We start from the raw sequence: 22,436 nt of genomic DNA on the forward strand, positions 1-22,436 counted from the left end.
TGTCCGTTTGCCGCTACAGCGGCGCGGCCGTCGAGTTCACCGCGTTCGCGAGCATCTCGGACAACCGGTGCCGAAGAGTGGCCGCGTCAGCGGGGGCGATGATGATCCAGTCCCTGTGGTCCTGACCGCGGCTGGCCTGGGTGAAATAGCGCCCGGTCTCGGTGTCGAACCAACTCAGCACCGGCGTGCGGGTCCTGCCACCACCGCGGCCACGGGCGTTCGCACCAAGCTGACCGCCCCGCAGCCGCTCCTGTGCATGCAGCCGGGCGAGGGCCTTGCGGTCGGCATCGGCCGTTCCCACACCACCCTTCGCAGCGCTTGCCCTGCGCTGCATGAAGTCGGCACCCGGACCGGCGAGCAATTGCTCGATCGGCACAGTGATCGACTTCTCCGTGCCCCTCGGCGCGGGTGGCAACTGGCCGACGATCGCGCCTGCGAGCCCGTCGGCGGGTACCCGCTCGAGGTAGAGCCCGTAGCCCTCCTGCACGGCGAGCACCCCGTCGCCACCGAGGGCGGCGGCGACGGCCAGCCGCGGCTCGGCATTCTGCGCGACGAGTTGGATCGAGTCCAGGCTGACGTCGGAGCCGACCAGCACCGAGAAGGCATCCTCCAGCCACGGCCGGGGCGTGCCGTCGTCGTCGACGAGGCCACGCCCGGCCAGTCCGGCCATCACCTGCCCGCGCAGCCCGGCACGCTCCTCCACCGTTTCCCCGTGCGAGCGCACCCGCAGCGGGTAGGGCAACTCCCCTGCTCGCAACGCCTCCACCAGGAAGTCGAGCTCAAGCGGAGAGAGCCGCTCCGCCACGCCTCAGCGCCCCTCGTCGTCCGGCCCCCACGCGCCGAGCACGGGCGGCGCGGCGGATTCCGTGGCACCGAAGGTGTCGTCGGGGTCCGGCTCGATGAGGAAGGAGGCGTGGGTGTGGTCCTTCTCGTCGTCGGTTCCGCCACCGGCGGCCCCCATGCCTGTCATGGGAGTGCCAGTGGCGGGCGGAACCTGCCCCGGACCGACCGGGCCGGTCGGCGCCACCTGCCCCTGGCCCTGCGCGGGTGCGACCGGAGCACTCTGCTGGTTGGCAGCCGCGGCCGTTTCCGAGGACTGCTTCTTGGTGCTGCCGCTGCGGGAGCCCTTCGAAAGCGCCCTCGCACCCGCGTACCCGAGCGCGCCGCCCGCGACCGCCGCCCCCAGAGCCTGACCAGCCGTCGGCCCACCACCCGCACCGGGGGTGGGCGCGGGCGCTGCCGGGCTCGCGCCGGTACCGCCGACAGGTCCGTGCTGCGCAGCAGGCGGCTGCGCGGGGCCCTGTCCATGCGCGTTCGCGGCCGCACCGGGACCGCCCGCACCGAGCCCGGAAGCCGAGACACCGTCGCCGAAACCTGCCGCGACCGGTGTGGTGCCCAGCCCGGTCGCCGACACTGCGGGCCCACCGTAGGAACCGGCGGCAGCGACGTTGCCCGCGCCGAGGTTCGTGCCGCCCGCCGTGGGCTTCAGCCCGAGCGAGTCGGGGCCGAAGCTCGGGGTGGCGCCGTCGATCTCGGCGAGTTCGGCCGTGTACGTCTCGAGGAAGGCAACCTGCTGCGCCTTGACCTCGCGCGCCGCGTCGAACCGCGGCTTCAGATCACTGACCATCGCCGCGGGGCCACCCGCGAGCATCGCCGCCGTCTCCGCGGCGGGGTCGAATTCCTTGGGCTGCGGCATGGTCTTCAGTTTCGCGGCGGCTGCGGCCTGCTGGGCGAGCCTGGAGCTCATGGTGTTGGCCGCCTCGGCGGCCTGCCCCGTGGAGTTGGCGATGGTCACGAGCGCACCCTGCGCGGCACCCGCACCCTGCCCGATCCAGGCCGCTCCGAGCTCGGAGATGGCGTTGTAGAGGTCGTCGGCGGCCCTGTGCAGTTCCCCGCTGTGGGTCGCCCAGCCCTGACCGATCTCCTCCGCGGAGCCGGGGTCGTTGTTGACCGTGGCGTACCGGTAGAGCTGCTCGCTCTCGTGTGCCTCCCAGTTCGGCCGCGCGGCGATCGCCCTGTCGTCGCCGTACAGGAATCCGTCGGTGCGATTGCGTGCCTGCGCGACGATGTCGGCGACCTCTCCGCTGTCGCCGAGCGGCACCCGAGGGCCACTCTCGTCGGACTGCGGCCTGTTGACATCCATGATGCGGCTTCCCCCTGGTCTCACAGCTGTCCGGTGAACGGCTCCGCGCTGGCCCGGTCGAACTCGTGGTAGCGGTTCATTGCCGTGACGATCGCCTGCTCGGCGTGGTCGTACTGCGCGTAGAGGTTGCGAAGCGCCTGCGCGTAGGAGTCCCCCGCTCCCGACGCGCGGTCGGAGAACTTGGCGGCGATGGCCTGCCCGACGGGGTTGGCGCCGAGCCTCGGCGGCGCCGCGAGGTTGTCCGCGTTACGCAGCAGGTCCTCCACGGTGTCCTTACCGGTTCGGATCTTGCTCAGCACCGCCTGTGCGGCATCGGGATCGATCCCCACCTGGCCGGTAGCCGCGGCGTTCCGGAACGCGGCAGCGTCCGCATAGCTGCTGTTCCCCATCGCTTCGCTCTCCTCATCCCCAGTACGAGCACAAACTTGGCCGACGCGCCTGCGATCTTGGCCCAGACTAACGCAACAGCGCCGTTCGTAGGACGCCTTCCATGCAGGTCGGGTTCCCTTTTCGGCGCCGGTGATGCGTGGGCCGCGTGCTGGTCACGAGGAGTAAACCCGGGGGTCGAGAGTGCCGATGTACGGCAGGTCCCGGTATCGCTCTGCGTAGTCGAGGCCGTAGCCGACCACGAACTCGTTGGGGATGTCGAAGCCCACGTACTTCACCGGCACGTCCACCTGCACGGCGTCGCGCTTGCGCAGCAACGAGCACACCGAAAGTGATGCCGGGTTCCTGCTGGCCAGGTTCTTGAGCAGCCAGGAAAGCGTCAGCCCGGAATCCACGATGTCCTCGACGATCAGCACGTCCCTACCCGAGATGTCCCTGTCGAGGTCCATCAGGATGCGCACCACACCGGAAGAGGACGTCGAGGAGCCGTAGGAGGACACGGCCATGAACTCGAGCTGAGTCGGTATCGGCAGCGCACGGGCGAAGTCCGTCATGAACATCACCGCGCCCTTCAACACCCCCACGAGCACGAGATCCGAGGCCCGGTCCTGCGCCGGGTAGTCGGCCGCGACCTTCTCGGCCAACTCGGCGATCTTGTCCTTGATCTGCTGCTCTGTGATGAGCACGGAGGCGATGTCGCCTTCGTACACGGGTTCAGTCCCCTCTTGTGGTGGGTCGGGAAGCGTTCAGCATGAGCTTTGCACGTGACCTGCGCGCTTCAAAATCGCCCGGCAGCCAGACGCCGCCCTGGCCACGCCAGCGGCCGATCAGCTCGTCCACCGCGCGTAGGTGCGCGTCGGTCAGTTCGGGCACACCCTCGGCAAGCAGCCAGCCCCGCAGCACCCTCCTGCGCAACGCGGGCGGGGCGGGTTCGAGTACCTCGACGTCGAGCGCGGAGCCGTCGTGCGCGCGCTCGGCCAGTTCCTCGGCGAGCACGTCGAGCGCGTCGGTGTCCTCGCGCAACTGGGCCGCCGTGCGGGCGAGCGCGGCTGCCACGCCCCCGGACAGCACGTCCTCCAGCAGCGGCAGCACCTCCTCGCGCAACCGCACCCGCGTGAACCTGCGGTCGCTGTTGTGGGGGTCGCTCCACGGCCGCACGCCCAGTCCCGTGCAGGCCTGCGCCGTGACCGACCTCGACAGCTCCAGCAGCGGCCTGCCCCATGGCGGGTCGAGCGGCCGCATACCGGCGAGCGACCTCGCCCCCGAACCGCGGCCCAGCCCGAGCAGCACGGTCTCGGCCTGGTCGTCGCGGGTGTGACCGAGCAACACCAGCCGGTTGGGCTCGGGCAGCTGCGCGCGCAGTGCCGCGTAACGGGCGCGCCTGGCGGCCGCTTCCTGGCCACCGGGACCGGACACGGTCACCGGCACCACCCTGGCCTCGTCCACCCCCAGTCCTCGCGCGGTCTCGGCCGCTCGCTCGGCGACCTCGGCCGAACCTGGCTGCAGGCCGTGGTCGACGACGATCGCACGTACCCGCACGTTCCTGCGCCGCCCGGCGTGCGCTGCCGCGTCGGCGAGCGCGAGGGAGTCGGCACCGCCGGAAACCGCCACGTAGAGCTCGCCCTGCCGCAACCGCCGTGCGCACTCGGGTTCGTCCAAGAACCGCCGCACTGCCCGACGCACGGCGAGCACCGCGTCGGGGTCTCGCCGCGAGGATGCCCGCACCACCTGCGTTCCCGTCACACCGTCAGTGCACCCGGCGCAGCCACGACTGCGGATCGTTGATCTCCGCCCTGCTCGGCAAGGTGTTCGGCGAGGTCCACACCGCGTTGAAACCCGCCATGCCCACAGCGTCCACGACCTGCCTCGTGAATCTGGCACCCAGCGCGTACTGGCGGATCTTGGCGTCAACACCCAGCAGGCTGCGCAGCAGCCGGTCGAGCAGGCCGCCGCCCTTGCGGCGGGCGGTGAACCTGCGCCGAATCGTGGTCACACTGGGCACCACTTCGGGGCCGACGGCATCCATCACGTAGTCGGCGTGGCCCTCCAGCAGCGTGGAAAGGGCCAGCAGCCGGTCGAACACCGCGCGTTGGGAGGGCGACTGCAGCAGTTCTGCCAGCCCCACCGAGCCGTCCTGCCGGGTCCGCCGCACCTCGCGGACCGCGTCGGGCAACCGCGTGAGGAGGTCGCCGAGGCTTTCGGACTCGGCGAGACCGCCGACCAGCCTGCCCACCTCGTCGGCGAAGTAGTCGCGCAGCCAACTCACCGCCGTGAACTGCAGCCGGTGCGTGGACTCGTGCAGGCACACCCACATGCGGAAGTCCGTGCCCGGTACCCGCATGGCCTGCTGCGCGGTCACCACGTTGGGAGCGACGAGCAGCAGGCTGCCGTTCTTGTTCGCACCGCCGAACGGGTCGTACTGGCCGAGCACCCTGGCGCCGAGGAACGCCAGCACCACACCGGTCTGCAAGCCCGCGCTGCCCGCCACCAGCGGCGTGAACCGCCCTGCCTGCCCGCTGGGCAACGCCCGGCTGGTCAGCTCGTCGAGGCCGGACGCCGCCGCCCGCACCCACCCCGGACGGTCGAGCACCTCGCCGGGCAGCAGCGGCAGTCCCTGGCCGAGACCGGTGAGCTCGCGCACGTGACCCTCGGCGACCACGGTCAGCTCGCGTAGTTCGGTAACCGCTCGCTCGGCCTCTTCGGGGGATACGGTCGGTCCACCCCGCACGAGGAAGGCCCCGGTCGAGGCTGCCACGGACCAGTCCACGAGCCGGTTGGACGCGTACTCGGTGCCCCGGTTCACCGTGCTCGCCACCATCCGGTAGCCGCGGAGCTCCGCCCGCCGGGCGCTGCCTTGCTCACGCATTGCCCCTTCCGCCTTCGCCTGCTCCTACGACGCTACCTGCCTTCAGCGGCAGCCACAGCCACGCAGTGTGGCGGTCAACTCGTCGAGCGCGGCCCGGGCGGCCTTGATGTCGGTTCCCGAGGACATGAACGCGAAGACCAGTACCCGGCCGTCCTGGTCGAGCACGAGCCCGGCGAGGGTGTTCGCACCGCTCAACGTCCCGGTCTTTGCACGCACCCAGCCCCTGCCCTCGGTCGCCGCGCCTTCGGTGTAGCGGTCGGACAGCGTCCCGCTGCCACCGGCCACGGGCAGGCCGCCGAGCAGCGGTCTCAGCTTGGCCGTGCGCGGGTCGTCCTCGCCGGGGTCCGCGGCGACGGCCAACACCTCACTGAGCAGCGCGGCCGGGACCCGGTTCTTGGTGGAGAGCCCGCTGGCGTCGGACAGCTCCACCCCGCTGACGTCGAATCCGTTGCGACCCAGTACCTGCAGTGTGGCCTGCGCGCCGCCCTCGAACGACGGTTCCTTGCCCTGCGCGATCGCCACCTGCCTGGCAAGCACCTCCGCGACGAGGTTGTCCGAGGTCAGCATTGCCCGGTCGACGAGCTCGGCCAGCGGCGCCGAGCGCACCTCGCCGAGCACGCGAGCCCCCTGCGGCGCGGGTGTGCTCAGCGGTTCGCCGACCTTCGCACCGAGCCGGTTCGCCAGTTCCCGCACCAGTTCCGCGGCGGGGTCGCCGTACCGCATCGAGTTCGGGTCCGTGGCCTCCCTGCGGCCACCGTCGAGCATGGCGGGCTGCACCGGGGCCATGAAGGTGGAGGGCGAGTCACCCGGCGCCCAACCTGGGGCAGCGGGGTCTTCTGCGAAGATGCTCGGGTCGAGCCGTACCTCGGTGACGCTGCCGCCGGTGGCCTCCTTCACCTGCGTCACCAGATCGTCGAGGTGGGCGGCACCGGGGTAGACGGACTGCTCCCCACTCGGCAGCGACGACAGGGTCACGTCACCACCCGCGACGAGCACGACGGTTCCCGGCTCCTCGCCCTGCACGACGGTGGTCGGGAACTGAGTTCCGTGGTCGAGCGCGAGCAGCGCCGCGGCGAAGGTGAGCAGCTTGATGGTCGAGGCGGGAGTCAACGGCCGGTCGGCCTCTCGCTCCCACAACACGGTGCCGGTGTCCGGGTCGACGACGCTGCCGGTCAGGGTGCCGAGCACGCCGGCGGAGGCAGGGCCCTGCAGTGCCGAGGCGACGCCCGCCTGAGTGGGAGCGGGTTGCGCTTCGGACGGTCCACGCAGTTCACGGGTGACCGCGACGGGCTCCGGCGGCTGCGCCTTCGGCGCGTTCGGCGCCCACGGCAGGCCGAGCCGGTTGGAGACGTCGGGCAGTGCGAGCGTGACCCCCGTAGCCACCAGCAACAGCACAGCCAGCACCGCTCCGATACGCAGCCCCTTCCCGCGCCTGGCGACCGCGGGCTCGGCGGTGTTGTCCTCCGATGGCCCCGTCCCGGCGGGCTCACTCGGCGGCAGCGGCAGCGGCGGCGGTGGCGGTGATGGCTGCCGCTGCGGCTGGTAGCGCTGCGGTTGGCTCTGCTGGGGCTGCTGCCTCGGCAGCGGCTGCTGTGGCGGCTGCTGTGGCGGCTGTTGCTGTGGCTGTTGCAGCGGCGGCTGCTGCTGCGGCGGCTGCGGCGCGACCTGTTGCGGCTGCTGAGCCGCAAACCGCGGTGGTGGCGGTGGTGGCTGCTGGCTGACCTGCGGCGACTGCGGGGCCGGTTGCCTCGGGGCAGCCTGCTGGGTGGGCGGGTCCGCCTGCCCAGCGCGGCCGGCCTCCGGCTTGGACACCCTGATGGTCGGCGGGTCGGCATTGCTGACCTTCGGCACCCGAAGCTGGTCGGTTACACCGCCGTCGCCACTCGCCGTCGCGTCACGGTCGGTGTCGTGGTCGCTGGAAGGCCACGTCGGCTCCGGCGTCTCGTCACTACCCGGCACACACCCCTCCTCGCAGCTCGACGGGGCAGAGGTCACACTTGCACACCATCCGTGCCGCACCCGCCGAATGTGTGGTCCACACTAGTGACGCCAGGTGAACGACGGTGTGAGCCGCCCGGATGCGGCGCCAACGAACGAGGCAGCGAGGACGGCGTGGAGTTCGACGTAACGATCGAAATCCCCAAAGGGGAACGCAACAAGTACGAGATGGACCACGAGACGGGGCGGATCAAGCTGGACCGCACCCTCTTCACCGCCACGCAGTACCCGGCGGACTACGGGTTCATCGACAACACGCTGGGCCAGGACGGCGACCCGCTCGACGTGCTCGTGCTCGTGCAGGAGCCGACGTTTCCCGGGTGCCTGATTCGCTGCAGGGCGATCGGTATGTTCCGGATGACCGACGAGAAGGGCCCCGACGACAAGGTCCTCGCCGTCCCCTCCGACGACCCACGCCTTGAGCACCTGCGCGACATCCATCACCTCAACGAGTTCCACAAGCTCGAGATCGAGCACTTCTTCCAGGTCTACAAGGACCTCGAACCCGCGAAGAGCGTCGAGGGTTCCACCTGGGCAAGCCGGGCGGAGGCCGAGGAAGAGATCAAGCGTTCCTACGAGCGCGAGGCAGCGCACAGGGAGCACGACACCGACGCATGATCGGTGCGGCGCCACCTTCGGCGGGCGGCGCCGCACCGGCCACGGTGCTCAGTCGCGGTAGCCGGGAACCGGGTAGGCGGCGAGCAACTCCTTCACCTCACCGGCGATCGTGTGCAGCGCCTTCGCGTCGTCGGTAGCGGCGGCCGAGATCGCCCTGTCGATCCACTCCGCGATCTTCGGCTGGTGTTGCGGCTTCAGCCCGCGTGTGGTCACGGCCGCGGTGCCGATGCGAATCCCCGAAGGGTCGAACGGCTTGCGCGGGTCGAACGGCACGGTGTTGTAGTTGAGTTCGATCCCCGCCGCGTCCAGCGCCTTGGCCGCGGGCTTGCCGCCGATGTGCTTGCTGGTCAGATCGACGAGCAGCAGGTGGTTGTCGGTACCACCGGAGACCAGATCGAACCCGCGTTCCAGCAGTGCTTCGGCGAGCGCCTTGGCGTTGGCCACGATGCCGTGCGCGTACTCGCGGAAGTCCGGCTTCGAGGCCTCACCGAGCGCGACGGCGATAGCGGCCGTCGTGTGGTTGTGCGGGCCGCCCTGCAGGCCGGGGAACACCGCCTTGTCCACCGCCTTCGCGTGGTCCGCGTCGGACATGATCATCGCACCACGGGGACCACGAAGCGTCTTGTGCGTGGTGGTGGTGATCACCTGGGCGTGCCCGACCGGAGACGGGTGCGCACCGCCCGCGACCAGCCCCGCGATGTGGGCGATGTCGGCGACCAGCACGGCGTCGACCTCCCGCGCGATCTCCGCGAACGCTGCGAAGTCGATGGTCCGGGGGATGGCTGTGCCGCCCGCGAAGATCAGCTTCGGCCGGTGCTGCCTGGCCAGGTCGCGGACCTCGTCCAGGTCCAGCCTGCCGTCCTCCTTGCGCACGCCGTAGCGCACCGCGTTGAACCACTTGCCGGTCGCCGAGACCGACCAGCCGTGCGTCAGGTGACCGCCCGCGGGCAGGGCCATACCCAGCACGGTGTCACCAGGCTCGGCGAACGCCAGGTAGGCGGCGAGGTTGGCGGGAGACCCCGAGTACGGCTGCACGTTGGCGTGTTCGACGCCGAACACCGACTTGGCCCGCTCGACGGCCAGGTCCTCGATCGGGTCGACCAACTGCTGGCCCTCGTAGTAGCGCTTGCCGGAGTAACCCTCGGAGTACTTGTTCGTCAGTACGGAACCGGTCGCCTCGAGTACGGCTTGCGACACGTAGTTCTCCGAGGCGATGAGGCGCACCTTGTCGTGCTGGCGAGTGGCTTCGGCCTCGATCAGTTCGGCGATCTGGGGGTCGGCCGCCGTGAGAGTGGGAATCGCTGGCTGGTGTGTCATGTCGTAACTCCTGGCCGCGGCGTGACACCCAGGCGCGCGGTGCCTGCCTCGTCGATCGCTCCCCGGTGGTGCTCCACCTCGATGGCGCCAGTCGCTGCTGCGTGTTCGATGCTAGTGGACGCGGGGCCACAGTCGGGGCGATCGTGCGCGCGAGCACTCGCACGGACCCGCCGTACCGCCCAGTTCAGGTGATCAGTCCTCGATCCTCACCCCCATCGAGCGTGCGGTCCCTGCCACGGTGCGCATCGCGGCCTCGAGGTCGGCCGTGTTGAGATCCGGCAGCTTTCGCAGCGCGATCTGCCGCAACTGCTCGCGGCTGATGGCGCCCGCCGTTTCGTGGCCGGGCCGGGCCGCCCCCGAGGCCCCGACGGCTCTGCGGACAAGGAACGCCGTCGGCGGGGTCCTACACCTCAGCGCGAACGAACGGTCCTCGAATACGGTGACCACGACAGGCACGATGTCGCCGCGCTGCGCGGCCGTGGCCTCGTCGTAGCAACGCTTGACCTCGACCAGGTTCACCCCCGTCTGCCCCAGCATCTTGCCGAGGTCGACCACGGGCGCTTCCCCTGCGGGAAGCTGCAACGTGGCCCGGAATATCGTCTTCTTCACTCGCCGGACGTTATGGAATCCAGCGACTGGAGGGTCAAGCTCAGCTCCGCTCGAGGCCGCGGCTGTGGTTGCGGGCTCGACAATGCTTTACATGCAGGCACCCGTGTGCGATGTTTTCTCATGGCGGTGACCACTCAGCGCACTCTGATGATCACTGTCAGCTGGGCTGCTGGGGAGGAGCCGCACATGAACGGTCATGGTGGTTACGGCGTAGAGCCGGGCGAGTTGAAGAAGCTCGAGGGAATCCTCGGTGACGCCAGCGACGCACTCGACATGGTCGATTTCCCGCAGCGCGCTCGTCTCGAAGGTTTCCTGACGACGCAGGACGTGAGCCGGTACGAGAACGTGGAAGAGACGGTCGAGGAGACCGTGCTCGCGCTTACCGAGTTCGTCGACAAGAAGTACCCCGCCGTGGTCGACGCGATGCACGACTTCATCGCGAGGGCACACGTGACCATCACGACGACCGCGGAAGGTGTGGCCAAGGCAGGCGCGGACTACCAGATCACCGAGGACCAGGTCGAGGAATGGTTGCGTAAGCACGACCCGAACTAGGAGTCCGAGTCCGATGGCGCTCAAGGACCTCATCGACGACGGTGTGCTGTCAGACGCGCGCGAAGTCGACAACTTCCTCGCGCAACACGGGGAGTCGTTGCCCTCCGTGGAGCAGACTCTGCGCCTCGTCAGAGACATCGACACCGACCGCCTTCGCAAGGTCGCCGAGGACGTCTGGGGTACGGGCGGCGAAGGCGGCAAGGACCTCGTCGGCACCAAGTTCGACGCCTGCGTCGAGAAACTGGATCTGGCGAGCCGCCAGACCGCCGCGTGGACGGGGGAAGCGAACAACGCCTACGCCACGCGGGTCGGCAAGATCAAAAAAGGTCTTGACGACATGCGTAAGCCTTCCGCGGACGTCGGCGACGCGCTGATCGAGATCGCCGATGCATGGGACCAGGTCTTCGGCCGCAGCTTCGCGGACGTCCTCGCCATGATCGGCCTCGCACTGTCGATCATCGGCGTGATCGTCGCGGTGGCCGTTGAGATCGCCGCGGGCTGGACGGGGGTCGGCGCAGTCGTCGGTATCGTCATCGGAATCCTGAGTGTCATCGTGGGAGCGGTCTCGATCTGGTGGACGATTCACAGCCAGGAACAGGCGAAGATCGATGCACTGAACGCCGCGGGCAAGGAGGCGCAGGAGACCATGACATCGGCCAACGAGACCACCCCGTGACGGCGGTGACGGTATGACGAGCCCTGAACACGTCGCACAGCTCAAGGCACGGCTGGCGAAGATCAAGCAGAACCCCACCGAAGCGCTGTTCAGCGAATACAAGGGAACGTCGAGGACCGGTGCGGTGACGGTGTGGGTCGACCTGCTCGGCAGGCACAGGCGGCTGCATATCGCGCCGGGAACCGTGCGTGACGGTGACGAGCGGTGGCTCACCGAGGAGATCAACAGCGCCTACGAGGCGGCGAGCCGAGCAGCGACGTTCCTCGACTTCGATATGGCCGAGTTCGCACAGGAACTGCGGGATGTCGCCGCGCTGCGTCCTCGAAACGAAGCGTCGTCGCAGACAACGCCACCGCCGGAGTCCGAAACCCGGCCGAGGCAGGAACGGAGCCAGACCCAGCGTCGCCGCGGAGAAGGTGACGACGAGTTCTTCGACGACTTTCGCATCGGTCGATGAACGGTCAACCGGCGCGAAAGAGTGGCATCGGCTCCGCACGCGCTTCGGTGTTGTTGTTGATCGTCTGGGCTGTCGCCTCGCTCACCGCGGTGCTGCTGGCGGGCCTGATCAGCTTCGCCGAGGTCGCGGACTCCTGCGAGGGCCCCGCCGAGCTGAGTTTCCGTGCCGCGATCTCCATCCGCTGCCAGGGTGGCCCCGAGATCCCGATGAACGGGTCCGCCGCGGTTGTGCTGTTCGCGGGCTTCGGCCTGGTGGTGACGATCCTGCTGGCGATCTTCTACGGTTCCGCCCGTCGCCGGAGTGAGTCCGCGAGATCGAGCTGACCGCGTCCTGCTCCGCCCGGCTGCGCGGGCGCGACCCGGAGGGCCAGGCTCACACCGGCTCGATGCTCTCGGAGTGCCTGCGTGCGAGCTGCTGGTAGATCTCCGCGTTGTGGTCGATCCAGGCGCGGGCGGAGTCGGTGAGCGGCACGAACTTCTTCGCCGGGCTGCCCATCGCGATCACCTCTTCGGGCACCTCGGTGTTCGGCGTGATGGTCGCACCGGCCGCCACCAGCGTCCTCGCGCCCACAACCGCCCTGTCGAGCACCGTCGCCCCGTTGCCGACGAGGGCCTGCTCCCCGATCGTGCAGTCGTGCACGATGCAGGAGTGACCGACGGTGGCGTTGCGACCGACCTCGCACACCCCGTCATTGACGTGCAGAACCGAGTTGTCCTGGATGTTGGCGCCCTCCCGGACCACGATCCGGCCGAAATCGCCTCGCAACACCGCCCCGTACCAGATGGACGCGCCCTTCTCCACGACGACATCTCCGATCAGTGTCGCCGTGGGGGCGATCCAGGCGTCCGGGTGCACTGTGGGGCTCACGCCCTCGAAGGCGAACATCGGCATGAGCAACACCCTAAACACCCACGGCGGTACCGAAAGCGGCACACCCACGAACGAACAGTGGCCCCCACGCATCTGGCGTGAGGGCCACCGTTCAGCCGAGCCGCCTGGGGGAATCGAACCCCCGACCTGCTCATTACGAGTGAGCCGCTCTGGCCGACTGAGCTAAGGCGGCAAGTGCCGCACCGGCTGGCAAACAGTATAGCGATGTCGCCCGCGTCACTCGCACGGCCCCGCGTCGTTAGGGATCGCGATGACACCGGCGTCATCCGACGCCGGATGGCAGCTTTCTGGGAGGAACTGCTCCATGCGCCGACGCCTGCCCCGTACGCTGGCACTCCCCGTCACGACGGCGGTACTCCTGCTGTCGGCCGTCCCCGCGGCCGGACAGACAACCCCGCCGCCGGAGCCCGCCGACCCGGGCCAGGCGCCGATCTCGTCACCACCCAACCCGATGCCGACCGGCAAGGCCATCGGTGAGGCCGGAACGGCACTGGGCATGTTGCGGCTGTTGCCGCAGGCGGTGCCGACCAGCTCCGTGATGCCCGGCATGGACGACGAACTGCCGAAGCAGTCCGCGCTGGAAGGTGGCTTCGGAATCTCCAGTGCGCGGGCGAACTCGGGCGCCTACCTCACCTACGAGCGCTCCATCGCCGAGGCGACCCCCGCGGGTCTTTCCGTCGCGGGCAACGCGCCTCAGGCGCCCGGTGCGCTGGCGCAAACCGCGCTTCCTGACAACCCGCGGCCGCGCAGTGTCGGTTTCACCGCACCGGAGAACCCGTTGCTCAACCTGAGCGGACTCAACGGAAGGGTGCACGCTCGCTGGAGCCCCACCATGGGCCCGTGTGTGGGCACCATCGCCGACGCGAGCACCTCGGTGGCCAGCATCTCGATGCTCAACGTGGTGCCGACGATGCCGGACGCGAGTCAGCTCACCGCAGGCAGCGAACGGCTGCGCTCGGCCCTGGGCTCGCTGCCCGGTCCGCTCGCCGAACTCGGCGGCCTGCTTTCGGGCGGCGGTAAGGCAAAGCCCAACGCCGACGGCACCGGCTCGGTACTCAGCATGCCCAACACGCTGGCCACCCGTTCCGTCGTCCGGCTGGTCGACATGCCCGGTTCGGACCGTTTGGCGGTGGAGTCCACCTCGACGATGCAGGCCGCCGACATCAACATCCTCAAGGGAACGCCGCTGGGTTTGACGATCAAGGTGGTGAGCCAGCCGACGCTGCGGGTCACCTCGACCGGCGACGAGAAGACCTCGAAGGTCGAGTACACGGCTCCGGTGCTCGCCGTGGAACGAGGCGGGGAGAAACTCTTCGAGCTCGACGCGGCACACCCGACGAAGGACGTGCCCATCGGTGTGCCGCTGCCTGGTCTGGACACACTGCCCGGCTTCGAGAAGGTGAAGGGCACCCCGGTCATCGGCGGTGTCGCCGAACTCGCCGACGGCGGACTGCGGCAGCTGACCGGCAAGGCCACCGGTTTCGTGCTCGACGTCGGGGTGCTGCGGCTGAGCATCGCCGACCTCGTCAAGAAGGGCTCGTACTCCACCGAACCGTTCGAGGGCTACCAGCTCGGCGCGTCCGCACGCATGCTCGACCTGCGCATCCTTCCGACCGAGGCGCTGAAGCAGGCGATGCCCGCCGACCTGGCCGAGAAGCTGCCTTCGTCGCTGGCTCAGCTTTCACTCGGCGAGCAGATCGTGCGGGCCTACGCGCCAGCGGGAGGCGTCGAGTGCTCGACCACCGCCCCGCCCGCGCCCCCGCCCGCGGGTGGTGGGGAGCAGCCCGGTGTGCCCGACCGGCTCGCACAGACGAGCGCGGCCTACTCCTCAGTGCCGCTGTTCTGGACCGGAACCGCGATGCTGCTGATCGGGGTGGTGCTGGTGGCCGGGCTGCCGACTCGCAGGCGGGAAGAGCCTGCTGGGGTCAAGCCCTCACCAAGGCCACGCGAGGAGTAGCGGTTGCGCGCCGGGGCCGTCCGATCTCGGGCGGCCCCGAGCCGCAGCTCAAGCTCCCTGCCCCTCCCGCAATGTGGTCACCATGGCCTCCACCGCGATCCGTGGCTTGACATTCCACTCGATCGCCTCTCGGCAGGCCAGCACGGCCTCGAGCCGGTGCAGGGTCGCGGCGGGCGTCCACCGCGTGGCCGCCTCCGCGCTCTGTTCGGCGAAGTCGGGATGGTTCAGGGTGACGTCGGCCCCGCTGGCGGCCACCAGTACGTCCCGGTAGAACCCGGCGAGGTCGACGAGCGCCAGATCGAGTGTGTCACGCTGGGTGCGGGTGGCCCTGGACTTCTGCCGCTTCTCCAGTTGCCGCACAGCCGCGTCGGCGGAACGCCTTGCCGCCGCGACGCCCTTGCCGGTCCCGCCCGCGCCCATGGCCGTTCGCAGCGCCTCCTGCTCGGCCTCGTCACGCGCCTTGCTTTCCTCGGTCGCGTCCGCCTCCGCTGTCTTGATCAGCTCGTCGGCGCACGCGAACACGTCGGCCGCCCTTCGCAGGCCCAGCGGAATCCGCAGCACGGCGTTCCTTCGCTCGCGGGCCGCCTCGTCGGTGGCCAGCCTGCGCGCCCTGCCGACGTGACCACCGCACACCGATGCCGCCCACTCGGCCAGCTCCGGCGGCACGCCGTCGCGCTCCACCAGCACCCGCGCTATCGACGATGCGGGAGGCGTACGCAGCAGCACGCTTCTGCAGCGCGAACGGATCGTCACCGAGACGTCCTCCGGGTGGTCCGAGGGCGCGCACAGCAGGAACACGGTGCGTTCCGGTGGCTCCTCGACCGCCTTGAGCAGCGCGTTCGCCGCCCCTTCGGTGAGCCGGTCCGCCTCGGTGATGACAACCACCTGCCAGCGGCCCGTCGTCGGCCTGCGCGCCGCGGCCTGCACCAACGCCCGCATCTCCGCCACGGAGATCGACAACCCTTCCGGGACCACCATCCGCACGTCGGCGTGTGTGCCCGCCAATGCGGTACGGCAACCCGTGCACTCTCCGCAGCCTGCTCCCTCGACGCACTGCAGTGCCGCCGCGAACGTGCGCGCCGCCACCGAGCGCCCCGAGCCGGGCGGTCCGGTGAACAGCCAGGCGTGTGTCATGGCGCCGAGCTCGACCGACTCGCCTGTCACGAGCGCGGCCGCCGACTCCGCCGCGGCCGACAACACCTCCACGGCGGGTTCCTGACCGACGAGCTCGGACCAGACCGGCGCGCTCAATTCGCCTTCGCCTCCGTCACCACGGGCGCCAGCTCCGCACGCCCCTGCAGCGCGCTCCGCACCGCGGAGCGTACCCGCCGAGCCACCTCGTCCTCGCCGCCCTCGCCGTCCACCACGACGTAGCGGTCAGGCGCCGCCGCCGCCATCTCGGTGAGCAACTGCTGCACACGCCAATGGTGCTCGGCCGAGTTGGTGGAGGGCTCACCGGGACCCGCCGGCGCGTCGAGCAGGACGGTCAGGTCCGGGCGCAGCCGCCCGGTCGCCCAGTCGGCGAGCCCCTCCAACTCCGCGGTGTCGAGTCCGGCGACCGCGGACAGGTGGGCAAGTGGGGAGTCCACGAAGCGCTCCATCACCACGACCGAACCAGCGTCGAGGGCGGGCCGCACGTCTCGCTCGACGATGTCGGCGCGCACCGCGGCGGCCGCGAGGGCCTGCGCTCGCGCGCCGGACAGCGACGCACCCGACAGCAGTGCGGTCAGCCGCTTGTCGTCCAGAGCCGGGTCGGCCGCCAGCACCACCTGGCGGGGCCCCGTGCTCAACCAGTGGGCCAGTCTGGCTGCCTGACTCGCCGTGTCGGCGGCCGTGGTGCCCTCCAGCGCGATGAGCAGGCCGTTGACGCGGCGCGGCCTTCGCCTGATGACATTGCGCAGATCGGCCAGGATCGGTTCGGTGCGACGGGAGTCCATCTGCCGGTAGGCGACCACGCCGACAGCCGCGGCGAGCAGGCCGCCGCCCAGCAGCACCGGCCGGGTCCCGTCGATCGTGACCTCGTTGCCCCAGATGGTCACCACCCTGGGACTGACCAACCCGATCAAGCCCGGAACCAGCGAGGTCGTCCCGAAGATGATGATCTTCAGCAGGGCCTGGTAGATCGCGTTGATGCGGCCCCTGATCGCGTCGTCGACCTGCGAGCCGATGATCGTCACGCCGGTCAGGAACGCCGCGCCCGCGCAGGCCCCGACCACCGCGACGGCCACCAGGGCTACCGCGAGATGCGGCGCGAGCGCCACCACCAGCAACGCGAGGCCCGCGAGCACGATCCCGACGCCGAACAGCCGCTCGTGCGGCAGTCGTCGGGCGAGCTTCGGCGTGCTCGCCAGGCCCACCGCCGCTCCCACGAACACGGCGACGAACAGCAGCCCGAACGTCGCATCGCCGCCTCGAAGGCTCAACGCGTACGGTTTCGCGGACCCGATCACCGCCCCGCCCGCGGCGAACGCGCCCATCATCCCGATGAACAGTCCCCTGATCAGCGGGGTACTCCTGACGTAGCGCAAACCGTCGCGAACCATCGCCCTTACGCCGGTGGCGCCCTTCTTGCCGTCGTCACCGGCGGTTTCGGCGGCACTGCCCGCGGTCTCGTCGCTGCTGGCCGCCTTGCCGCTCGCAGGCACCGGATGCACGTTGCGCAGCGACAGTTCCGGGATGCGCGAGATCAACAACGCGCTGGCGAGGTAGAGCAGGCTGTTGATGACGACCACGATCTTGGCGATGCCGAACTCGCCGAGTATCGCGGTCGGCAGGTTCAGCGCCGTCTCGACACCGGTGAGGATCGAGTAGAGGCCTGCCCCGGTGACCACCGCGACGCCGTAGGTCATCACCATGCCGAGTTGGTTGGCCGTCTCCACCTGATCCGGCCTTCGCAGCAGGTTGGGAACCGCAGCGTCCTTCGACGGGATCCACATCATGGCCGCGGACCCGACCAGGAAGTTGCCGATGAACAGCCACAGCGGTGTCCCGACAAGGGCGATCGACAGCAGCAGCCCGAACCGCACCAGGTCGGCGATGATCATGATTTTGCGCCGGTCGAACCGGTCTGCGAGCATGCCGCCCAGCGGCGCGAACAGCAGCCCGGGCAGCAGTTGTGTGAGCACCACACCCGCGAACGCGAAGTTCTGCGCGGTGTAGTTGTCGGTGAACTTCGTGACCAGACCGGTCAACGCCAGCAGCGAAAGCCAGTCGGCCACGCTGCACAGGTATGTGACCCCCCACAACCTGCGAAACGGCCGGATCGCGAGCACCCGGCGCACTCGGTGAACGGTGGACGCTTCAGAGACCGCCGACCGGTGCGTGCCGGCGCTCGCTGCCCCCTGCCCTGCTTCGCTGATCTGCCCCACCCCAATGGAGAATGCCCAGCATCGCTGTGCCTTGCCGTGCCGTCAGGGTAGCCCCGGGGGCGGTCACACCGCCGGTGTAGGTGCGAAAACACCGAAAGTGATCAATTAGCCACGTTTCGAAGCGACGGAATTGCCGCAACTCACCCGAACAGGCCTGAAATGCTGCCGAAAAGGCTCGCGAGAAACTGAATTGCGATCACGATGAACAACACCAGCAGGACCAGTGCCACCGCGAGTCCTGCCGACCCACTGGACGGCTTGCGCAACGACTGCGGCCGCTTACGCGGCTTCGCCTCCCCCTCGTCCTCCGAGCTTCGTTGCCGCAGCCGAAGCATCGGCGGCAACAGCTGGGACCGCGCGGGCCAGGCACGTTGCTGCCGCGGGTAGACACCGGCAGGCGGGGACTGCTGCCCTGAGTCGGCCTCGGAAGGTGCCGGGTCGTCCTTCGTGCCGTCGGAACCGCCCGCCCTGGCACGTTCCTCTGCGGCCAAGGTGGCATCCACCATCTGCCGAACCATGTCCGGGTCGGGCTCGACCGGGTCGGCGATCCGGACGTCGAGGGAATCGTCGCGCTCGCCCTTCACCGTGAATTCCGGCCTCCCACCGGTCACCAGCCCGGAAAGCGGGTCGGTGTACGACCGGGGTGGCTCGGGCGCCTGGGTGCCGTCCGCGTTCGCCACGGGTCCTCCCTCGAAGGGGTCGGCATTCCCTGGAACGGGATGCCGGTCTCGGTGCCGTCGTCCTCGGTGGTTCCCATCCGCGGACAAGCGTAACGAGTGGATCGCGTTCAGTACCCGCCCAACCGGGCACATTCGCCATCACGCTCAGCTACCACGTTTGCGCGAATCCGTGACGCGCCCGTTCAGGAACTCGATTTCGCGGTGGAGGCCTTCTTGCGGCTCGACGACTTCTTCTTCGGCGCTGGTCCCTTGGCCCGCTTCTCGGCGAGCAGTTCGGCGGCACGCTCCTGCGTCAGGTCCTCAACACTGTCCGAGCGACGCAGCGAGGCGTTGTACTCACCATCGGTGACATACGGCCCGAACCTGCCGTCCTTGACCACGATCGGCTTTCCGGACACCGGGTCCTCGCCGAACTCCTTCAACGGTGGCTTCGCCGCGGCCTGCCTGCCACGACGCTTCGGTTCGGCGTAGATCTTCAGCGCTTCCTCGAGCGTGATGTCGAAGATCTGCTCCTCGGTGGCCAGCGAACGCGAGTCGGTGCCCCGTTTCAGGTAGGGCCCGTAACGGCCGTTCTGTGCGGTGATCTCCTCCCCGGTCTGCGGGTCGGTGCCCACCACGCGCGGCAGCGAGAGCAGTTTCAGCGCGTCGTCCAGCGTGATCTCCGAGATCGACATGGACTTGAACAGGGAGGCCGTCCGCGGCTTGGGCTTCTTCGCCTTCGCCGACTTCTTCCCCTCGGTCGGTTCCTCCGGTTCCGGAAGCACCTCCGTGACGTAGGGCCCGAAGCGCCCCTCCTTCGCCACGATCTCGTGTCCGGTCGCCGGGTCGGTGCCGAGCACCCGGCCCTCCTGTGGGGTGGCGAACAACTGCTCGGCGATCTCAACGGTCAACTCGTCGGGCGGCAGGTCCTCCGGCAGGTTGGCCCGCTGTGACTCACCGTCGACCTCACGCTCCAGGTAGGGGCCGTAGCGGCCGACCCGCACGACGACCTTGCGGCCCTCGCTGTCGTCGAACAACGGGATCGAGTTGATCTCGCGCGCGTCGATGTCCTCCACGCCCGAACCGACGAGCTTCTTCAGGCCGCCGAGCCGCCCGATCGAGCCGTCCACCCCCATGTCGCCGCCGAAGTAGAACCGCGAAAGCCACCTCGTGCGCTGCTCGTCACCGGAGGCGATCTTGTCGAGCTCGTCCTCCATCGCGGCGGTGAAGTCGTAGTCCACCAGCCGCTCGAAGTGCCGCTCGAGCAGCCCGACCACCGAGAACGCGACCCAGGAGGGAACCAGCGCGGAGCCCTTCTTCCACACGTAGCCCCTGTCCTGGATGGTGTTGATGATCGAGGCGTAGGTGGAGGGCCTGCCGATGCCCAACTCCTCCAGCTTGCTCACCAAGCTCGGCTCGCTGTAGCGGGGCGGCGGCGAGGTCGAATGCCCGTCAGGGCTGAGCTCGCTCGCGATGAGCCGCTGGTCACGTCGCAGTTCGGGCAGCCTGCTCTGCTTGTCGTCGGCCTCGCCACCCGCCTCGGTGTCAACCGCCTCGACATAGGCCTTGAGGAAACCGGCAAAGGTGATGGTCCGCCCGGATGCGGAGAACACACACTCCTCGCCGCTGCCTGCCGTGCCGGTGATGCGGACAGACATCGTGGTGCCCTTGGCGTCGGCCATCTGCGACGCGATGGTGCGCTGCCAGATCAGCTCGTAGAGCCGGAACTCGTCGGTCTCCAGCTCGCTCGCGACCGCGCCGGGCGTGCGAAACACCTCGCCCGCGGGACGAATGGCCTCGTGCGCCTCCTGCGCGTTCTTGACCTTGCGGGTGTACTGGCGAGGCTTGTCGGCCACGTACTCCGAGCCGTACAGCTCCGTTGCCTGCCTGCGTGCGGCATCCAACGCGGTGTCCGACAACGTGGTGGAGTCGGTACGCATATAAGTGATGTAGCCGTTCTCGTACAACCGCTGCGCGATCCGCATCGTGCGCTCGGAGGAGAACCGAAGCTTGCGACCCGCTTCCTGCTGCAGCGTCGACGTCATGAACGGCGGGTAGGGCCTTCGCGTGTACGGCTTCTGCTCGACACTGGTCACCGCGAACTGCCGGTCGCGTAACGCCTCGGCGAGCCTGCCCGCCTCGGCCTCCTCCAGCACGCGCACGTCCGCCGACTGGTCCTTCAACTGCCCGTCCGGGCCGAAATCGCGGCCGGTGGCCAGCCGTGCGCCGTCCACCGCCGTCAACCTTGCGGGGAAGGTGCGGGGGCTCGCGTCCGCGCCCGCGTCCATGGTCGCGGAGATGTCCCAGTAGGAGGCCGAGCGAAACCGCATCCGCTCCCGCTCGCGCTCCACGATGATGCGGGTGGCCACCGACTGCACCCGGCCCGCCGACAGCTTCGGCATGACCTTCTTCCACAGCACCGGCGAGACCTCGTAGCCGTACAACCGGTCGAGGATGCGGCGGGTTTCCTGCGCGTCGACGAGATCGGGGTCGAGGTCCCTGGTGCTCTCCGCGGCCGAGCGGATCGCCTGCTCGGTCACCTCGTGGAAGACCATCCTGCGGACGGGGACCTTGGGCTTGAGCGCCTCGAGCAGGTGCCAGGCGATGGCCTCGCCCTCCCTGTCGGGGTCGGTGGCGAGGTAGAGCTCGTCGACATCTGCGAGCAGGCTCTTCAGCTCGGTAACGGTGGCCTTCTTCTCAGGTGAGACGACGTAGAGCGGTTCGAAGTCGTTGTCCACGTCCACGCCGAGCCTCGCCCACGGCTGGCCCTTGTACTTGGCGGGCACATCGGCGGCGCCCCTTGGCAGGTCACGGATGTGGCCGCGGGAGGACTCGACGACGTAGTCACGGCCGAGGTACGGCGCGATCTTGCGGGCCTTCGTCGGTGACTCGACGATCACGAGCCTTCGCCGACCGTCACCGTTCGAACCGGCGCCGTTGCCGCTCTTCGTGCGGCCGGCACCCCCCGACGAGGCGCCGCGCCCCACGGTCTTCTTCGTCCGTGTCGATCCAGCCACGCTGTCCCGCTCTCCGCTCACTAACTCACCTGTTCGACCCGCCAGTGTGCACGCTCCCCACCCGTCGCGTCCGCTCAGGTAGCCGACACGCCGGGGGGCACGTGCCATGCGCATCGGCGTTCGCGCCGGTGGCGTTTCCTTCCACACCTAGCACGTGACGTGCGACTCATGCCCGCCCCGCCCCCTAGAAGTAGTCGAAGTACTACAGCACGTGCCCTTGGTTTCCGGCACATCCGCCGCAGGATTCCCGAGGCCGGGCGGAGTAATCGTTGCCCGCGCGGGCGATCAGCGCACGCCGTCGCCGAACCTGGGTGCCGGGTCCTTGTCGGTGAGTTGCCTGCACGCCGGGGCCCGCGCACTGGCCCGCGACAACTCGGGAACGCCCGCGAACCCTTCGAGCAGGTTGACCCGGCCGATCCGCTCCAGCGGACCCCTCACCGAACCGATCGCCGCACGGCTGGCCTCCGCATCGCGCGCCGCGTCGAGCGCCCGCATGGCATTCAGTGCACTCTTCCTGATGCCCTTGTAGTTCGCGACGGCCTTCGCCTTGACCTGCTCCGCCGGCCGCGAAGGCGCGGGTTCCAGCCGGTCAAGGCTTTCGATCGTACGGTCGAGCCCTCCCACCATCACGCCGAGCAGTTCGCTCGACGTTCGCGAGGCCTGTTGCGGGGTGCTCGGGTCGATGTCGGGCATCGTCGAAAGCGACATCACCAGTTCGGACACCGCCCTGCAGTAGCCGTCCGCCCAACTGGTGGTGGCGTCCTGCCTGCGAATCTCCTCCGCGGACATACCTGGCCCCGCGATCGTCGCATCGAACTGGGCTCGCGGTTGCGTCGTGGGCTGCTGCCCGCACGCCGTCACCGGGAACGCCAGCGCCGTGACCACCGCGGCGGCGAGAACAGTCATCCGCGGCCGCAC

21 protein-coding genes, 1 tRNA gene and 1 riboswitch are annotated in these 22,436 nt (G+C 69.4%); of the genes, 6 read left to right on the top strand and 16 right to left on the bottom strand.

The genetic code is table 11. From position 1 onward, the window contains the following. Positions 1-13 precede the first annotated feature (13 nt). The 7 genes from SACMADRAFT_RS24410 to dacB all read right to left on the bottom strand — a co-directional run bounded on the left by SACMADRAFT_RS24410 (position 14) and on the right by dacB (position 7,355). Entirely contained in the window at positions 14-805 is a 792-nt protein-coding gene (locus SACMADRAFT_RS24410; protein WP_009156535.1) for an ESX secretion-associated protein EspG, read from the bottom strand. A gap of 3 nt (positions 806-808) precedes the next feature. Next, positions 809-2,143: a hypothetical protein gene (locus SACMADRAFT_RS24415; RefSeq protein ID WP_009156536.1), complete on the bottom strand. Its 1,335-nt coding sequence runs from the start codon at positions 2,141-2,143 to the stop codon at positions 809-811. Between the two features lie 20 nt (positions 2,144-2,163). Continuing rightward, positions 2,164-2,532, bottom strand: coding sequence for a hypothetical protein (locus SACMADRAFT_RS24420; protein WP_009156537.1), 369 nt, complete (start codon positions 2,530-2,532; stop codon positions 2,164-2,166). Between the two features lie 153 nt (positions 2,533-2,685). After that, positions 2,686-3,240 carry a hypoxanthine phosphoribosyltransferase gene (gene hpt, locus SACMADRAFT_RS24425; RefSeq protein WP_009156538.1) on the bottom strand — a complete coding sequence of 185 codons (555 nt, stop codon included), beginning with the start codon at positions 3,238-3,240 and terminating at the stop codon, positions 2,686-2,688. Between the two features lie 4 nt (positions 3,241-3,244). Further along, positions 3,245-4,273 (bottom strand): tRNA lysidine(34) synthetase TilS, encoded by a 1,029-nt coding sequence (gene tilS, locus SACMADRAFT_RS24430; RefSeq protein ID WP_232285461.1) that lies wholly within the window; start codon positions 4,271-4,273, stop codon positions 3,245-3,247. Positions 4,274-4,277: 4 nt separating this feature from the next. Then, complete coding sequence (locus SACMADRAFT_RS24435) at positions 4,278-5,348, bottom strand: zinc-dependent metalloprotease (protein WP_040926788.1); 1,071 nt, start codon at positions 5,346-5,348, stop codon at positions 4,278-4,280. Between the two features lie 90 nt (positions 5,349-5,438). Next, on the bottom strand, positions 5,439-7,355 hold the full coding sequence (gene dacB / locus SACMADRAFT_RS24440; RefSeq protein ID WP_009156541.1) for a D-alanyl-D-alanine carboxypeptidase/D-alanyl-D-alanine endopeptidase: 1,917 nt from the start codon (positions 7,353-7,355) through the stop codon (positions 5,439-5,441). Positions 7,356-7,508: 153 nt separating this feature from the next. Between dacB and SACMADRAFT_RS24445 the strand changes: the two genes are divergently transcribed. After that, the gene (locus SACMADRAFT_RS24445; RefSeq protein ID WP_009156542.1) at positions 7,509-8,012 is read left to right on the top strand and encodes an inorganic diphosphatase; all 504 of its coding nucleotides are present in this window, start codon (positions 7,509-7,511) and stop codon (positions 8,010-8,012) included. Positions 8,013-8,060: 48 nt separating this feature from the next. On the opposite strand, the gene SACMADRAFT_RS24450 is transcribed toward SACMADRAFT_RS24445, so the two are convergent. Beyond that, positions 8,061-9,329 (bottom strand): serine hydroxymethyltransferase, encoded by a 1,269-nt coding sequence (locus SACMADRAFT_RS24450; RefSeq protein WP_009156543.1) that lies wholly within the window; start codon positions 9,327-9,329, stop codon positions 8,061-8,063. A 19-nt stretch (positions 9,330-9,348) separates the two neighbouring features. Then, positions 9,349-9,434: riboswitch (ZMP/ZTP riboswitch) on the bottom strand. Positions 9,435-9,521: 87 nt separating this feature from the next. Then, positions 9,522-9,938, bottom strand: coding sequence for an uL11 family ribosomal protein (locus SACMADRAFT_RS24455; protein WP_009156544.1), 417 nt, complete (start codon positions 9,936-9,938; stop codon positions 9,522-9,524). A 186-nt stretch (positions 9,939-10,124) separates the two neighbouring features. On the opposite strand from SACMADRAFT_RS24455, the gene SACMADRAFT_RS24460 reads away from it, so the two are divergent. Genes SACMADRAFT_RS24460 through SACMADRAFT_RS24475 form a run of 4 tightly spaced genes read left to right on the top strand, consistent with a single transcriptional unit; the run spans position 10,125 to position 11,949 of the window. After that, entirely contained in the window at positions 10,125-10,493 is a 369-nt protein-coding gene (locus tag SACMADRAFT_RS24460) for a hypothetical protein (protein WP_009156545.1), read from the top strand. Positions 10,494-10,506: 13 nt separating this feature from the next. After that, positions 10,507-11,169, top strand: a complete 663-nt coding sequence (locus tag SACMADRAFT_RS24465) for a hypothetical protein (protein WP_009156546.1) — start codon at positions 10,507-10,509, stop codon at positions 11,167-11,169. A 13-nt stretch (positions 11,170-11,182) separates the two neighbouring features. Continuing rightward, positions 11,183-11,626: a YbaB/EbfC family nucleoid-associated protein gene (locus SACMADRAFT_RS24470; protein WP_009156547.1), complete on the top strand. Its 444-nt coding sequence runs from the start codon at positions 11,183-11,185 to the stop codon at positions 11,624-11,626. Then, the gene (locus SACMADRAFT_RS24475; protein ID WP_009156548.1) at positions 11,623-11,949 is read left to right on the top strand and encodes a hypothetical protein; all 327 of its coding nucleotides are present in this window, start codon (positions 11,623-11,625) and stop codon (positions 11,947-11,949) included. Before SACMADRAFT_RS24470 ends, SACMADRAFT_RS24475 begins: the two co-directional genes overlap by 4 nt. 49 nt (positions 11,950-11,998) lie before the next feature. Here SACMADRAFT_RS24475 and SACMADRAFT_RS24480 read toward each other — a convergent pair whose 3' ends face one another. Together SACMADRAFT_RS24480 and SACMADRAFT_RS24485 are read right to left on the bottom strand one after the other, a co-directional pair. Further along, positions 11,999-12,517 carry a gamma carbonic anhydrase family protein gene (locus tag SACMADRAFT_RS24480; RefSeq protein WP_040926790.1) on the bottom strand — a complete coding sequence of 173 codons (519 nt, stop codon included), beginning with the start codon at positions 12,515-12,517 and terminating at the stop codon, positions 11,999-12,001. 98 nt (positions 12,518-12,615) lie between these two features. Beyond that, a tRNA-Thr gene (locus tag SACMADRAFT_RS24485) sits at positions 12,616-12,689 on the bottom strand. Positions 12,690-12,821: 132 nt separating this feature from the next. On the opposite strand from SACMADRAFT_RS24485, the gene SACMADRAFT_RS24490 reads away from it, so the two are divergent. Continuing rightward, complete coding sequence (locus SACMADRAFT_RS24490; RefSeq protein ID WP_009156550.1) at positions 12,822-14,474, top strand: hypothetical protein; 1,653 nt, start codon at positions 12,822-12,824, stop codon at positions 14,472-14,474. 48 nt (positions 14,475-14,522) lie between these two features. Here SACMADRAFT_RS24490 and SACMADRAFT_RS24495 read toward each other — a convergent pair whose 3' ends face one another. From SACMADRAFT_RS24495 to SACMADRAFT_RS24515, 5 genes are all read right to left on the bottom strand, one after another. Beyond that, entirely contained in the window at positions 14,523-15,725 is a 1,203-nt protein-coding gene (locus SACMADRAFT_RS24495; protein WP_009156551.1) for a DNA polymerase III subunit delta', read from the bottom strand. Beyond that, positions 15,722-17,842, bottom strand: coding sequence for a bifunctional MFS transporter/dTMP kinase (locus tag SACMADRAFT_RS24500; protein WP_040925871.1), 2,121 nt, complete (start codon positions 17,840-17,842; stop codon positions 15,722-15,724). The genes SACMADRAFT_RS24495 and SACMADRAFT_RS24500 overlap by 4 nt, the downstream gene beginning before the upstream one ends. Positions 17,843-17,982: 140 nt before the next feature. After that, a complete protein-coding gene (locus tag SACMADRAFT_RS24505; RefSeq protein WP_009156553.1) occupies positions 17,983-18,522 on the bottom strand; it encodes a hypothetical protein in 540 nt (179 codons plus the stop codon). 182 nt (positions 18,523-18,704) lie between these two features. Then, entirely contained in the window at positions 18,705-21,518 is a 2,814-nt protein-coding gene (gene topA, locus SACMADRAFT_RS24510; protein WP_408640361.1) for a type I DNA topoisomerase, read from the bottom strand. A gap of 285 nt (positions 21,519-21,803) precedes the next feature. Continuing rightward, the gene (locus tag SACMADRAFT_RS24515; protein ID WP_009156555.1) at positions 21,804-22,436 is read right to left on the bottom strand and encodes a hypothetical protein; all 633 of its coding nucleotides are present in this window, start codon (positions 22,434-22,436) and stop codon (positions 21,804-21,806) included.

Origin of the sequence: Saccharomonospora marina XMU15 (assembly GCF_000244955.1) — a bacterium.
Lineage (GTDB): Bacteria > Actinomycetota > Actinomycetes > Mycobacteriales > Pseudonocardiaceae > Saccharomonospora_A > Saccharomonospora_A marina.